The following is a 15,583-nucleotide window of genomic DNA, read 5'->3' as shown; positions in this document are numbered from 1 at the left end:
TGATTATTTTTTTGCAACACTAAGTTAAGTGAATCCTCTGACATGGCAAAATCCTGAGCAACTTTTTGTTGCTCAGGTACTTAAAAAAAATATTTTATAATAGTGTTGCGGAATTAAGGTAAAAAAGAGTTTTGAACTTTAAAAGGAAGAGAAATGAGCGAATATACCAAACACCTTACCCCTCGTCCAGAACTGAGAGAACGGATTATTGAGACTGCGGTGGAAGCATTTTCTGCGCACGGTATTAAAAGTATTACGATGGATGATATCGCAACTTCATTGGGTATCTCCAAACGTACCCTGTATGAAGTTTTCTCTGATAAGGAAACCTTGTTGGAAGAGTGTATTCTGAAAGGTCAGAGAGAAGGGGAGGATTTTTTGAAAAACGTGCTTGCCACATCCGAGAATGTATTGGAAGTTTTGTTGAAGTGCTATCAACGCAGCATTGAGAAGTTCCATGCCACCAACAAGAAGTTTTTTGAGGATATCAAGAAATATCCCAAGGCCTATGAGTTGATGACGAGACGGCATAATCAGGATTCGGAAGAGGCGGTGAATTTCTTTAAGGAGGGTGTGAAGCAGGGTATTTTTCGTGATGATGTAAACTTTGCCATTATCAATCTGTTGGTAAGGGAACAGATTGACTTGTTGATGAATACGGACATTTGCAAAGAATATTCTTTCCTTGAAGTTTACGAATCTATCATGTTCACCTTCTTGCGAGGTATCTCTACGGAGAAAGGGGCGCATGAGTTGGAGGTATTTATCCGGGAATACCGTAACGAGATAACCTCCGGAGATAAAAAAACAGAGAACAATTAGAAAACGATTAATTGCTTTATGAAGATGCAGAGATTTTTTGAGGGGAAAAAATGGATGTTGGCCGTTGCCATAGTGTTGGTTGGCGGCTATACACGAGCACAAGGGACAAAAGATACCTTGACCCTAAACCTTGACAAGGCTTTAGAAATTGCTTTGAGCGATAATCCTACCATTAAAGTGGCGGAGGAGGAGATTGCTCTCAAGAAAGTAAGCCATAAAGAGACTTGGCAAAACCTGTTGCCTGAAGCCAGTATTTCGGGTACTATGAGCCATACCATTACGGCTCCGCAGTTCAGTATCGGTGACCAGACCGTAAAAATGGGTAAGGATAAGGCGAATACTGCTACCGGAACACTGAACATCAGTTTACCCCTGTTTGCTCCGTCCGTGTATCGGGCCATGTCTATGACGAAGACGGATATAGAGCTGGCTGTGGAGAAGTCACGGGCTTCCAAGCAAGATTTGGTGAATCAGGTGACAAAGGCTTATTACCAGTTGATGCTGACACAGGACTCATACGATGTTCTGCAGAAAAGTTATAAGCTGGCGGAAGAGAATTATAACATTGTCAATGCCAAATATCAACAAGGTGCCGTCAGCGAGTTTGATAAGATAACCGCCGAGGTGCAGATGCGCAGCGTGAAGCCAAGTGTTATTTCTGCGGGTAATGCCGTGACGCTTTCCAAGCTGCAACTCAAAGTGCTTATGGGTATCACAGCCGATGTGGATATAAAGATTGACGACAGTCTGGCAGCTTATGAAGGAGTAGTGTTTGCTAATCAGTTGGACAATGCAATCCACGAAGGATTGGTAAATAATACCACTATGAAGCAATTGGAGTTGAATCGCCTGATGCTTCAAAAAAATATCAAGTCATTGCGTACCAACTTCATACCAACGATAGGACTGGGCTATTCTTACCAATATCAATCCATGAATAATGATAGTTGGAATATTTTCAATTACAACTATGGCAGCAGTTCTTCACTGGTGTTCAACTTGAGTATTCCTTTATACAAGGCAAGTAATTTCACAAAGCTGAAATCCAATCGTATTCAGATGCGCCAGTTGGACCAGAACCGTATTGATACGGAGCGCAAGCTGAATATGCAGATTACGAGTTATCAGGACAATATGTCGGCCAGTTCCGAGCAAGTATCCAGCAATAAGGAGAATGTGATGCAGGCAGAGAAAGCGGTGCAGATTGCCGGCAAGCGCTACGAAGTAGGTAAAGGAACAGTGCTTGAACTGAATACCTCACAAGTGCAGCTTACAGAGGCAGAGCTGACTTACAACCAGTCGATATACGATTATCTGGTGGCTAAGGCCGACCTCGACCAGGTTTTGGGAAGAGATTACATTATTAAAAATCAGAAATAAAATAAGAACAACGATATGAGAAAAAGTTTTCAATTGATTGCCCTGTTTGCAGTGGTACTGTTGGGCGCTTGCAGCGGCGAAAAAGAAAAAGCTGTTGCTGAACAAGTGGACGAGAAGCCAAGAGTGAAGCTGGCGGATGTAAAAGCACGTCCGGTAGAACAGATTCATGAATACACAGCTACCGTGGAAGCGGAGGTGAAGAATAATATAGCTCCTTCTTCTCCGGTGCGTATCGACAGGATATTGGTGGAAGTGGGCGACCGCGTGTCCAAAGGTCAGAAGTTGGTCAGTATGGATGAGGCCAATTTGAAACAGACCAAATTCCAATTGGACAATCAGGAAATAGAGTTTAAACGTATGGATGAACTGTACAAAGTAGGCGGTGCGTCCAAATCGGAATGGGATGCAGCCAAAATGGCTCTGGACATAAAGGAAACGGCTTACCGTAATTTATTGGAGAACACTTCATTGCTCAGCCCGATAAACGGTGTTGTAACAGCCCGCAACTATGACAACGGTGATATGTACAGCGGCGGTGAACCGGTGTTAGTGGTAGAGCAAATTACTCCGGTGAAACTCTTGATTAATGTTTCCGAAACCTATTTTACCCAAGTAAAAAAAGGTGCTCCGGTATCTCTAAAGTTGGATGTCTATGGAGATGAACCGTTTGAAGGCTACATCAGTCTGGTTTATCCTACGGTAGACCCTAACACTCGTACTTTCCCCGTGGAGATTAAACTTGCCAATAAAGACCAACGTGTGCGTCCCGGAATGTTTGCCCGTGCTACGCTTAATTTCGGTACGAAGGACAATGTAGTCGTACCCGATTTGGCTATCGTGAAGCAATCCGGTTCCGGTGACCGTTATGTCTATGTGTACAAGGACGGCAAAGTTACCTATAATAAGGTGGAACTCGGACGCCGTATGGGTGCTGAGTACGAGTTGGTGTCCGGTGTGCCCGATAACTCACAGGTAGTTATAGCCGGACAGACCAAGCTGGTAAACGGCATGGAAGTAGAGGTGGAAAAATAATTCTTCATTCATCATTCTTAATTCTTAATTAAAAAGAGTATGAGTTTATACGAAGGTGCGGTTAAGAAACCGATTATGACTTCGCTCTGCTTCTTGGCAGTGGTGATATTTGGTCTGTTCTCTTTGTCAAAGTTGCCTATCGATTTGTATCCGGACATTGATACGAATACGATTATGGTGATGACGGCCTATCCGGGAGCCAGTGCTTCGGATATAGAGAATAACGTGACCCGTCCGTTGGAAAATGTTTTGAACTCTGTCAGTGATTTGAAGCACATCACTTCCCGTTCTTCGGAGAATATGTCGCTGATTACGCTGGAGTTTGAGTTCGGTAACGATATTGATGTACTGACAAACGATGTGCGCGACAAGTTGGATATGGTAAGTTCGTCACTTCCCGATGATGTGGAGAACCCCATTATCTTCAAGTTCAGTACGGATATGATTCCTATCGTGCTGTTGTCTGTACAGGCAAACGAGAGCCAGTCGGCACTTTACAAGATTCTGGATGACCGTGTGGTAAATCCTTTGGCACGTATTCCCGGTGTGGGTACTGTGTCTATCAGCGGTGCGCCGCAGCGCGAAATCCAAGTGTATTGCGACCCCTATAAGCTGGAAGCATACAATCTGAGTATTGAAACAATCAGTTCCATCATCGGAGCGGAGAATAAGAACATACCGGGCGGTAACTTCGACATCGGTAATGAAACCTATTCGTTGCGCGTGGAGGGTGAGTTTGATGACTCTCGCCAATTGGCGGATGTGGTTGTAGGTACGTATAATGGCGCTACAGTCTACTTGCGTGATGTTGCACGGATTGTGGATACCGTGGAGGAACGTGCTCAGGAAACCTATAACAACGGTGTACAAGGTGCCATGATTGTAGTGCAGAAACAGTCGGGCGCCAACTCCGTGGAAATCTCCAAAAAGGTGCAGGATGCGTTGCCGCGTCTGCAGAAGAACTTGCCGAGTGACGTGAAGCTGGGCGTCATTGTGGATACGTCCGAGAATATCTTGAATACAATTGACAGTTTGACGGAGACGGTGATGTATGCCTTGCTGTTCGTTGTGATTGTGGTGTTCCTGTTCTTGGGACGCTGGCGTGCCACGTTGATTATCTGTATAACGATTCCGCTTTCTTTGATTGCTTCGTTCATATACCTTGCCATTTCTGGGAATACAATTAATATCATTTCGCTTTCGTCACTCTCCATAGCTATCGGTATGGTGGTGGACGATGCCATTGTGGTATTGGAGAACGTTACGACGCATATTGAACGTGGATCCGATCCCAAGCAAGCGTCCGTTCACGGCACGAACGAGGTGGCAATTTCCGTAGTCGCTTCTACGCTGACGATGATTGCGGTATTCTTCCCGCTGACGATGGTTACCGGTATGTCCGGTGTGCTGTTCAAACAGTTGGGTTGGATGATGTGTGCCATTATGTTTGTTTCCACAGTTTCCGCCTTGACGTTGACCCCGATGCTTTGTTCGCAGTTGCTTCGTTTGCAGCGCAAACAGTCTAAAGTGTTCAAAATATTCTTCGGGCCGATAGAACGTACGTTGGACGGTTTGGACAACTGGTATGCGCGTATGCTGAACTGGGCGGTACGTCATCGTATGGTGGTTCTTGCAGGTTGTGTGGTATTCTTCATTTTAAGTTTGTTCTGTGCCAAGACCATTGGTACAGAGTTCTTCCCCGCACAGGATAACGCTCGTATTGCTGTACAACTGGAATTACCGATAGGTACTCGTAAAGAGGTGGCGCAAGAGGTTTCGGAGAAACTCACCAACCAGTGGCTGCAGAAGTATAAAGGTATTATGAAGGTATGTAACTATACCGTAGGACAGGCTGACTCGGACAACACTTGGGCGTCCATGCAGGATAACGGTTCGCATATCATCTCCTTTAATATCAGTTTGGTAGACCCGGGCGACCGTGATGTGACACTGGAAACTGTTTGCGAGGAGATGCGTGAGGATCTGAAGGCTTATCCGGAGTTCAGCAAGGCACAGGTAATCCTCGGCGGTAGCAATACGGGTATGTCCGCTCAGGCATCTGCCGACTTCGAGGTCTACGGATACAGTATGGAAGAAACTGACAGTGTTGCCGCTCGCTTGAAACGTGAACTGTTGAATGTAAAAGGCGTGTCTGAGGTCAACATCAGCCGTAGCGATTACCAACCCGAATATCAGGTAGACTTTGACCGCGAGAAGCTGGCGCTTCACGGACTGAACCTGTCTACTGCCGCTACCTATCTGCGTAACCGTATTAATGGCGCAACGGCGTCTAAATATCGTGAGGATGGAGATGAGTACGACATTAAGGTGCGTTATGCCCCTGAGTTCCGCACCAGTCTTGAAAGTATTGAAAACATATTGGTTTACAATGCCAAAGGTGAAGGTGTCCGCATTAAAGACCTCGGAACTGTGGTGGAACGTTTTGCTCCGCCTACCATCGAGCGTAAAGACCGCGAGCGTATCGTCACGGTGTCTGCCGTAATCTCCGGTGCTCCGCTGGGCGATGTGGTGGCTGCGGGTAACGCAATCATAGAAAAGATAGAGAAGCCGTCCGACATCACCATCCAGATATCGGGTTCCTATGAAGACCAGCAGGATTCGTTCCGCGATTTGGGAACATTGGGTGTATTGATTATCATTCTTGTGTTTATCGTAATGGCAGCACAGTTTGAATCGCTGACCTATCCGTTCATCCTTATCCTCTCGGTGCCGTTTGCCATGAGTGGTGTGCTGATGGCGCTGTTCATTACCAATACTACGCTGAGTGTAATGAGTCTGCTGGGTAGCATCATGTTGATTGGTATTGTGGTGAAGAACGGTATCGTGCTCATCGACTACACGATTCTCTGCCGTGAGCGCGGACAGTCGGTGCTGAACGCCGTGGTTACGGCAGGCAAGAGCCGTCTACGTCCGGTGTTGATGACTACCATGACTACCATTCTCGGTATGATTCCGATGGCTGTCAGCACCGGTCAGGGTTCTGAAATGTGGAGTCCTATGGCGATTGCCGTAATCGGCGGCCTGACGATTTCCACCATCCTGACCTTGATTTATGTTCCCACCATGTATTGTATCTTCGGTGGTGTAGGCATCAAGCGTCAGCGTCGCAAGATGCAGAAGCAGCTGAACGCTTACTTTGAAGAACAGGGACAGGTTAATAATAAATAGTTGACATATAATAGTTGAATAATGAAATCAGTATTAATCACATTCGATCAAGCATATTATGAGCGCATCGTCGCTACGCTCGACAGACTGAATTGTCGCGGCTTCACTTACTGGGAGCAGGTTCGCGGACGCGGTTCCAAAACCGGAGAACCCCATTACGGCAGTCATGCCTGGCCTTCCATGTGTTCCGCCATCCTTACGATGGTAGAGGACGAGAGGGTGGATTCCTTGTTGGAAGTCCTTCATAATATGGATAAACAAACCGAGCAGTTAGGGCTTCGGGCATTTGTTTGGAACATAGAGAAAACCATTTAGGTTTCCGTTGCATAAATAGTAATTATCCTCATGGGAAATATCTTTTTCCTGTGAGGATAATTCTTTTTTGCAGGAAGATATTTATTTTCATCCGATTCTCTATCTTTGCGCCCGGATTAGTTATGGAAAAGAGTGTTTTGAAACATACAGGTTGGTTGATGCTTATTGTGGTAGCCGTTCTTTTGCTGATGGGCTTGTTGCCCGGAGTCACAATAGGTCGTTATGTGCTGAGGCGGGTGGACATACTGGGTGATGTGCGTCCCGTACCGGAAGTTGTGAGCGAACCGGACAGCCTGTTACTCTCTCCTCCGAAAGTAAAACCGGCTTTTGTAGACACCTGCCGCAACGGAATGACCTGTATTGAGGATTACAGTGATTCCACTTTGCGTGGCATGACACCTTTTTATCGTGCGTTGGACCAACTGGCAACGAGCCCCCGGCTGGTACGTATCGCCTACTTCGGAGATTCTTTCATCGAGGCGGATATTCTTACGGCTGACCTGCGTGCAATGTTGCAGGAACGCTATGGCGGATGCGGGGTAGGCTTCGTTACGATTACTTCCATGACCAGCGGTTACCGTCCTACGGTGCGGCACAACTTCAGTGGCTGGCAGAGCCATTCCATTATGGATTCCGTATTCTTCGATCGTAGCAAGCAAGGTATTTCGGGACATTATTTCATTCCGAATCCCGGTGCGTATGTGGAGCTTCGCGGGCAAAAGAACTACGCATCCCGGCTTGATACTTGCGAACGTGCTTCTATCTTTTTCTATAATAAAGGTGAGGTCACCCTTTCGGCATCTGTCAACAGAGGCGAACCGCAGACTGAAACTTTTCCGCCTACGGGTGAACTCCGTGAAATGGATGTAACGGGGCACATCGGTTCTGTACGCTGGAAAGTGGAAAATGCCGATTCCACCTTGTTCTACGGTCTTGCTATGGATGGCACGCAAGGGATTATAGTTGACAACTTCTCGCTTCGCGGCAGCTCCGGCTTGTCTTTGCGCTCTGTACCCGTCTGGATGATGCGCGAATTTAACGAACAGCGTCCTTACGATTTGATAATCCTTCAGTACGGACTGAATGTTGCAACGGAACGCGGACGGAACTACGACCGCTATCGCGGCGGCATGGTAGCCACCATTGCCCACCTGAAGAACGCTTTTCCGCAAGCGGGTATCCTCGTCGTCAGCGTAGGCGACCGTGAATACAAAACCGAGGAGGGAGACTTGCGGACGATGCCCGGCATCAAGAACTTGGTTCGTTACCAACAGAATTTGGCTGCCGACAGTGGAGTGGCTTTTTGGAATATGTTCGAAGCGATGGGTGGTGAGGGCAGCATGGCGGATATGGTGCATGCCAAACCCTCCTTAGCCAATTACGATTATACGCATATCAACTTCCGTGGCGGCAAACATTTGGCCGGGTTGCTTTATGAGGCGCTGATTTACGGTAAAGAACAATACGACAGGAGGCGTGCTTATGAAGCGGAGCCATAAAAGGTATTTACGATTGGACGATTTACGATTTACGATTTGCTGCGCGGTGTTGGCATTGTTTTTCTCGCCTGTGCAACGTATCTATGCACAAGATACGCTTCCGGGTTGTCCCCGGTTTCAAGAGACGACACTTGATTGTGATACGCTTACGGTCTATGGACAGCGTACGGATACCCTGCCGATTCCTCTCATCACCTTACCCGCAGCTTTTCAGCAGTTGGGAGAGAACGAACTGATAGACAGTGTCGGTATTCTGAAGCCCTTTTGGGAGAAACTTCGTATGCTTCGCTTGGGTGTCACTACCGATACGATTCGCATTGTACATATAGGCGACAGCCATATTCGCGGTCATATCTTTCCGAGGACTACGGGCGAACAGCTTCAGAAAGTATTTGGTGCGCTATCTTATACGGATATGGGGATAAACGGAGCTTTTTGTGTAACTTTTACCCGTCCGGAGCGTGTGGAGGAAATAGCTGCACTTCATCCCGACCTTGTTATCCTCTCTTTTGGAACGAACGAGAGCCATAACCGGCGATACAGTTCCATGCTGCACTATCAACAGATGAATGAACTGGTACGTATGCTGCGTGAAAGTTTGCCCGGTGTCCCGATGCTGATGACTACTCCGCCCGGTTCATACGAGAGTTTTCGCCAGCGTCGTCGTCGACGCACTTATAAAATAAATCCCCGTACGTCTGTGGCTGTACAGACTATTCGCCGTTTTGCCGATGCCAACGGATTGGCTGTGTGGGATATGTACGAGGCTTTCGGTGGTGTTCGCCGGGCTTGCCTTAACTGGCAGGAAGCGGGGCTGATGCGTCCCGACCACATACACTATCTTCCGGAAGGATATGTATTGCAGGGTGAAATGTTCTATCGTGCCTTGTTGAAAGCGTATAATGACTATTGTAACCAATGAATGTATTTAATCTAAATATAGACTTTGCCCGCTTGCGCGACCTGTTCGTGTATGATCCGCACGCGCCGATGATATTTAGTAGTGGTATTTTTCTGTGGCTGTTTGCAGCTTTTATCGTGTTCTATTTACTATTGCAACGTCGCACCACAGCCCGTCTGATGTTCGTTACCCTGTTTTCTTACTATTTTTATTATAAAAGTAGCGGTACGTATTTCTTTTTGCTTGCCATCGTTACGGTAAGTGACTTTTTTATAGCCCGTCTCATGTCACGTGCTACTGCGCATTGGTTGCGTAAAATGTGGGTGGCAGTCAGTCTGACGATAAACCTGGGATTGCTGTGCTACTTTAAATATACGAATTTCCTTGGAGACTTTTTTGCTTCGCTGACAGGTGGTACATTCACCGCTATGGATATATTTCTTCCTGTCGGCATATCATTTTTCACATTCCAGTCGTTGAGCTACACGATTGATGTGTATCGCAAGGAGATAACACCCCTTACCAATTTGTTGGATTATGCGTTCTACGTATCTTTCTTCCCGCAATTGGTGGCAGGCCCTATTGTTCGTGCACGCGATTTTATTCCGCAAATCCGTCGCCCGCTGTTTGTTTCCGGGGAGATGTTTGGAAGGGGTATCTTTTTGATTGTAAGCGGTCTTTTCAAGAAAGCGGTTATCTCGGATTATATCAGTATTAATTTTGTGGAGCGCATATTCGATAATCCTACTTTGTATTCGGGCGTGGAAAACCTTATGGGTGTTTACGGTTATGCACTTCAAATCTATTGTGATTTCTCTGGATATAGCGATATGGCTATCGGCATTGCCTTGCTGTTGGGTTTTCATTTTAATATGAACTTCGACTCACCTTATAAGTCGGCGTCCATTACGGAGTTCTGGCGTCGCTGGCATATCTCGCTTTCCAGTTGGCTGCGCGATTATCTCTATATATCTTTGGGTGGTAACCGTAAGGGAAAGATACGTCAATATGCTAATCTCATCATCACTATGTTCTTGGGAGGTTTGTGGCATGGAGCATCTTGGAACTTTGTTTTTTGGGGAATGCTGCACGGTGTTGCCCTGGCAGCCCATAAGTTCTGGATGAGCATTACCGGCAAGAGAAAAGGAAAGCACAGCCATGGTATCCGCCGTTTCTTCGACATTGTTATTACGTTTCACTTCGTTTGCTTCTGTTGGATATTCTTCCGTAATGCCGATTTTTCAACTTCTTTGGATATGTTGAATCAGATATTCACAACTTTCCGCCCTCAACTTCTTCCGCAATTGGTTACGGGTTATTGGGAAGTGTTTGCTTTGATGGCGCTCGGTTTCTTCCTTCATTTCGTACCAGACAGTTGGGAGCACGCTTGCAGTAAGGCGGTTGTTCGTCTTCCGTTGATAGGGAAAGCATTGTTGTTAGTTGCTATGATTTACCTTGTTATCCAAATGAAGAGTTCGGAGATACAGCCGTTTATCTACTTTCAGTTCTAAGACAGAATGATACATACAATAAAGTTTATGAAACGCCCGGTACAATAGCGTATCGGGTAACCCTGTATCTTTGTGACATAAATAAATCTGATTACTATCATTAAAAAAACAACAATCATGAAACGGGAACTTTTTTATTGGTTACCTCTTCTACTTCTGATAGGGTGTAGCCAGCCTACGTACAAAACTACGTCTTTAGCTCCGGAGAAGCGAGCGGAACTTCTGTTGAAAGAACTTACTTTGGAAGAAAAAGTGGCATTGATGATGGACAGCTCTCAGCCGGTAGAGCGTCTGGGCATCAAGCCATATAACTGGTGGAACGAAGCGTTGCATGGTGTGGCGCGCGCCGGACTTGCTACTGTTTTTCCGCAACCGATAGGAATGGCGGCATCTTTCTCGCCGGAGGCAGTATATGAAGTGTTCAATGCTGTATCGGATGAGGCGCGTGCAAAGAATGCACACTACGCATCTCAGGGAAGCTATGCACGCTACCAAGGTCTTACCATGTGGACGCCTACTGTGAACATCTATCGTGACCCGCGTTGGGGACGAGGTATTGAAACCTACGGTGAAGACCCTTATCTCACCAGCCGTATGGGCGTCATGGTAGTGAAAGGTTTGCAAGGAACCAATGACGGCAAATACGATAAGCTGCATGCTTGCGCCAAGCATTTCGCCGTACACTCCGGTCCGGAATGGAACCGTCACTCTTTCAATGTAGAGGATCTCAGTGCACGTGATTTATATGAAACCTACCTGCCGCCTTTTGAGGCATTGGTGAAAGAAGCTGAGGTAAAAGAGGTGATGTGCGCCTATAACAGTTTTGAGGGAGAGCCATGTTGTGGCAGCAATCGTTTGCTGATGCAGATTCTTCGTAACGATTGGGGCTTTGATGGTATTATTCTTTCCGATTGCGGTGCTATTGCCGATTTTTATAATGAGCATGGACATAAAGCATATCCCAATGCGGAGTCTGCCTCGGCGGCAGCTGTGCTGAACGGAACGGATTTGGAATGCGGTTCCAGTTATAAGGCATTGGTAAAAGCCGTTCAAGAAGGTAAGATTGACGAAAAAGATATTGATAAGGCGGTAATCCGCTTGCTGGAAGCCCGTTTTGCTTTGGGAGAAATGGACAATCCGGAAGATGTGTCTTGGACCAAAATACCTTTTTCGGTGGTAGCTTCTGCCGCTCACGATTCACTGGCTTTGGATATAGCCCGTAAATCTATGACTTTGCTTCAAAACAAAGACAATATTCTTCCTTTGAAACGCGGGGGACTAACCGTAGCGGTAATGGGACCTAATGCCAATGACTCCGTAATGCAGTGGGGCAATTATAACGGTATGCCGCCGCACACAGTCACCATTCTGGACGGAATACGGAAAACATTGGGGGCAGACGATAAGTTGATTTATGAACAGGGTTGCAGCTGGGTGGAAAGAACACTGATTCAAAGCGTATTCAACCAGTGCAAGTCGGCTGACGGACAAGGTTTCACTGCACGCTACTGGAACAACGTAAAGCGTGAAGGCAATCCGGTGACTACCACACAAGTAACTACTCCTTTCCGTTTCTGTACATCGGGAGCTACGGTTTTTGCACCGGGAGTAAACTTGACTGATTTCTCCGCAACTTACAACAGTGTGCTCACCCCCCAACAATCGGGTGAAGTTGTGTTTGAGATTTATGCACATGGTTTAGGTCGTTTGCGTGTCAACGGCGAGGAAGTGAAACGCATCTCTAACGTACATGGCGGCAGAGCGCTGAACTACACTTTACAAGTGAAAGCGGGCACTCCCTATGAAATAGAGCTTGATTTTGAATATTTCAGAAGTGATGCACAGTTGAATTTCGACATCGGTTTCAAGCAGAAGGTGGATATCAATGCATCTGTGGCTCGTGTGAAAGATGCTGATATTGTTATTTTCGCCAGTGGTGTATCTCCGGTGTTGGAAGGCGAGGAGATGGGAGTGAATCTTCCGGGCTTTAGAGGCGGAGACCGTACGGATATTGAATTACCCGCTGTTCAGCGCGAACTGATTAATGCGTTGCATCGTGCCGGTAAGAAGATAATCTTGGTGAATTGTTCCGGTTCGCCTATCGCTTTGGAACCTGAAACGAAGAACTGTGAAGCTATCCTGCAGGCTTGGTATCCGGGTCAGGAAGGCGGAACGGCTGTGGCAGAGGTGCTGTTCGGTGATTATAATCCGGGTGGACGCTTGCCGGTTACTTTCTATCGCAATATGTCTCAGCTTCCCGATTTTGAGGATTATAATATGACAGGACGTACCTATCGTTATATGACTCAGCAACCATTGTTCCCGTTCGGTTATGGATTGAGTTATACAACCTTTGATTACGGACCATTGTCATTGGCAAAAGAACAGATTAAGGCGGGAGAACCTTTGAAATTGACTGTTAGCGTTACCAACAGCGGCCAGCGTGACGGTGACGAAGTGGTACAGGTTTATCTCAAGAAACAGGATGATGCAGAAGGACCCGGTAAGACTTTGCGCGCTTTTAAACGTGTCCGAATACCTGCCGGAAAGAGTATTGATGTAGAGTTCGACTTGAATGACAAAGAGTTGGAATGGTGGGATGCTCAAAGCAATACGATGCGGGTTTGTGCCGGCAAGTATGATATAATGGTGGGAAGAAGTTCACAGGATCAGGACTTGCAACGAGGAAGTTTCGTAATAGAGTAAGGCTTTAAGCCTTTGATAAAGAAAGAGGGAGAATGTCAGAAACCTGACATTCTCCCTCTTTCTTTATTATGTCTTTTGTGCTCGGAATGCCTTTGGCGACATACCCGTGTGCTTTTTAAAGAACCGTCCGAAGAAAGACTGGTCGGGGAAGCAGTACTTATCGGCTATTTCTTTTAGTGATAAGCCGGTAGATTGTAAAGCTACTTTTAGTTCCAGTATAAGGAAATCATCTATGATTTCTTTGGCGGTCGTGTTTCCTATTTCTTTGGTGATGGCAGAGAGATATCGGGTGGATATGCAGAGTTGTTCGGCATAAAATGCAACATCTCTTTGGGTAATGCAATGCGTATGCACCAGATTTATAAACTTTTTGAACAATTCATCTTTTCGGTTGCTTCCTTCTATCTGTTCCTGTGTGAAGAGCCGTTGCACCTTGTCGTAAGTATCAAGGAAGAAGATTTGAAGCAGGTTTTGGGCGATGGTATTCCTGAATTGGTTGGCTGAGTCTCTGTATATCGCACTACTGGCTTCGGTAAGCCCTGTAATGGCTCGTAAGGCTTCTTTATCCGTATGGGTGTAACAGGCGTTTTCCTTCAGAAAGTGAATAAACGGCGGGTCAAGCCGGAAGCAGGCGGCCTTGAACATCTCGTCTGAATAGGCGAAATAGTGTACTCGGAACTTCTTGGTTGCTGAAGTGAGGGAGAATATGGAGTTAGGCAGTATCATGACAGTTGTATTCGGAACAATGTGGTATTGCTCCAAATCCAGTGTGATATCCGCCTCTCCGTCGATGCAGAACATGAGTACTCCATTCTTCATTTTGATGAGACGTTTATAAAAGAACTCCAGATTGTCCGTTCCGGTTCTGAATGGTTCTGATTGGGTTGTGAATAGTGGGTTCATCTTTTCTGATAATCGTTTATTTATGTCGGCAAATGTACCGGTTCTTTTTGGTTTATTAAACAACCTGTTCCGAAATTGAACAATTGCGTACGTCCTATGAACTGAGTTCTTGTTTGGAAACGGCATACCTTTGCCACCGATTTTCAAAGTTATCAGTAAATCACTTTTAAGATAAAAAGAGTATGACAACAAAAAAGAGTATGATGAAACAGGTGATAACCGTCATCTGCAGTGCAGTATTGGCAGCTTGCGGCAACGCTCCTGCCGTACAAAACCAATCGGAATATCAGGTGATGGACATCACTATATCCGACAAAGAACTACAAACTACTTATTCGGCGGCCATCCGCGGACGACAGGACATTGACATTTACCCGCAAGTGTCGGGAACGCTCACCCGGCTTTGTGTAGAAGAAGGGCAGGCTGTGCGCAAGGGACAGATTTTGTTTATTATCGATCAAGTGCCGTATATCGCAGCCCTGCGTACTGCCGAGGCTAATGTAGAGGCGGCAAAAGCCGCAGTGGCAACTTCCCGACTGACATACGACAGCAAGCGGGAGCTCTATGCTCAAAAGGTGGTTTCCGAATTCGACCTGAAAACATCCTATAACAGCTTGTTGAGTGCCAAAGCCCAGTTGGCACAGGCGGAAGCCCAGCAGATAAATGCCGCTAACAACCTTTCCTATACAGAGGTGAAGAGTCCGGCTGACGGTGTAGTCGGCATATTGCCCTATCGAGTGGGAACGTTGGTCAGTGCCGGTATGCCGAAACCGCTGACTACCGTTTCGGACAATTCCGATATGTATATTTACTTTTCCATGACGGAGAACCAGATGCTTGAACTTACCCGCCGCTATGGTTCCAAAGACAAGGCTTTGGCGGAGATGCCTGCCGTCAGTTTACAGCTGAACGACCGTTCCACCTATGCTCAGGAAGGAAAGATAGAAACGATAAGCGGTGTAATCGACACCTCCACGGGTACGGTGAGTCTGCGTGCCGTCTTCCCTAATAAGGAAGGATTGCTCACAAGCGGCGGTTCGGGCAATATCATTATCCCTGTAAAGAAAGAGAATTGTATTGTTATTCCGCAAGCGGCTACGTATGAAGTGCAGGATAAGGTGTTTGTCTACAAGGTTGTAGATGGCAAAGCACAGTCGGCTCCTGTACAGGTGACGCGTGTCAACGGCGGACAGGAGTATATTGTAGAGAATGGTTTGCAGGCAGGCGACGTGATTGTAGTGGAAGGCGTGGGACTGTTGCGCGAAGGTGCACCTATTGTACCCAAGCCGGCATCAGCTAATCAACAGGTGAAGGAGGGATAATCT

11 protein-coding genes are annotated in these 15,583 nt (G+C 46.5%); 10 read left to right on the top strand and 1 reads right to left on the bottom strand.

Translation table 11 applies throughout. The annotated features are described in order from the left end of the window. Window positions 1-153: 153 nt before the first annotated feature. The 9 genes from KG118_RS16925 to xyl3A all read left to right on the top strand — a co-directional run bounded on the left by KG118_RS16925 (window position 154) and on the right by xyl3A (window position 13,355). Window positions 154-822 (top strand): TetR/AcrR family transcriptional regulator, encoded by a 669-nt coding sequence (locus KG118_RS16925; protein ID WP_117710294.1) that lies wholly within the window; start codon window positions 154-156, stop codon window positions 820-822. A gap of 18 nt (window positions 823-840) precedes the next feature. Next, window positions 841-2,202 carry a TolC family protein gene (locus KG118_RS16920; protein ID WP_117710293.1) on the top strand — a complete coding sequence of 454 codons (1,362 nt, stop codon included), beginning with the start codon at window positions 841-843 and terminating at the stop codon, window positions 2,200-2,202. Between the two features lie 15 nt (window positions 2,203-2,217). Further along, the gene (locus KG118_RS16915; protein WP_117710292.1) at window positions 2,218-3,234 is read left to right on the top strand and encodes an efflux RND transporter periplasmic adaptor subunit; all 1,017 of its coding nucleotides are present in this window, start codon (window positions 2,218-2,220) and stop codon (window positions 3,232-3,234) included. A gap of 39 nt (window positions 3,235-3,273) precedes the next feature. Next, window positions 3,274-6,423: an efflux RND transporter permease subunit gene (locus KG118_RS16910; protein ID WP_117710291.1), complete on the top strand. Its 3,150-nt coding sequence runs from the start codon at window positions 3,274-3,276 to the stop codon at window positions 6,421-6,423. Window positions 6,424-6,444: 21 nt separating this feature from the next. Next, window positions 6,445-6,738: a PG0541 family transporter-associated protein gene (locus KG118_RS16905; RefSeq protein ID WP_117710290.1), complete on the top strand. Its 294-nt coding sequence runs from the start codon at window positions 6,445-6,447 to the stop codon at window positions 6,736-6,738. A gap of 122 nt (window positions 6,739-6,860) precedes the next feature. Further along, window positions 6,861-8,237 carry an SGNH/GDSL hydrolase family protein gene (locus tag KG118_RS16900; RefSeq protein WP_117710289.1) on the top strand — a complete coding sequence of 459 codons (1,377 nt, stop codon included), beginning with the start codon at window positions 6,861-6,863 and terminating at the stop codon, window positions 8,235-8,237. Continuing rightward, a complete protein-coding gene (locus tag KG118_RS16895) occupies window positions 8,221-9,159 on the top strand; it encodes an SGNH/GDSL hydrolase family protein (RefSeq protein WP_199598712.1) in 939 nt (312 codons plus the stop codon). The genes KG118_RS16900 and KG118_RS16895 overlap by 17 nt, the downstream gene beginning before the upstream one ends. Beyond that, window positions 9,156-10,649 carry an MBOAT family O-acyltransferase gene (locus tag KG118_RS16890; RefSeq protein WP_117710288.1) on the top strand — a complete coding sequence of 498 codons (1,494 nt, stop codon included), beginning with the start codon at window positions 9,156-9,158 and terminating at the stop codon, window positions 10,647-10,649. Before KG118_RS16895 ends, KG118_RS16890 begins: the two co-directional genes overlap by 4 nt. A gap of 117 nt (window positions 10,650-10,766) precedes the next feature. After that, window positions 10,767-13,355, top strand: a complete 2,589-nt coding sequence (gene xyl3A / locus KG118_RS16885; RefSeq protein ID WP_117710287.1) for a xylan 1,4-beta-xylosidase — start codon at window positions 10,767-10,769, stop codon at window positions 13,353-13,355. Between the two features lie 66 nt (window positions 13,356-13,421). On the opposite strand, the gene KG118_RS16880 is transcribed toward xyl3A, so the two are convergent. After that, a complete protein-coding gene (locus tag KG118_RS16880) occupies window positions 13,422-14,258 on the bottom strand; it encodes a helix-turn-helix domain-containing protein (RefSeq protein ID WP_117710286.1) in 837 nt (278 codons plus the stop codon). Between the two features lie 182 nt (window positions 14,259-14,440). Here KG118_RS16880 and KG118_RS16875 point away from each other — a divergent pair, with 182 nt between their 5' ends. After that, complete coding sequence (locus KG118_RS16875; protein WP_117710285.1) at window positions 14,441-15,580, top strand: efflux RND transporter periplasmic adaptor subunit; 1,140 nt, start codon at window positions 14,441-14,443, stop codon at window positions 15,578-15,580. Window positions 15,581-15,583 lie beyond the last annotated feature (3 nt).

Origin of the sequence: Bacteroides propionicigenes (assembly GCF_018390535.1) — a bacterium.
GTDB lineage: Bacteria > Bacteroidota > Bacteroidia > Bacteroidales > Bacteroidaceae > Bacteroides > Bacteroides propionicigenes.
This window is presented reverse-complemented; position numbering and strand designations above follow the sequence as displayed.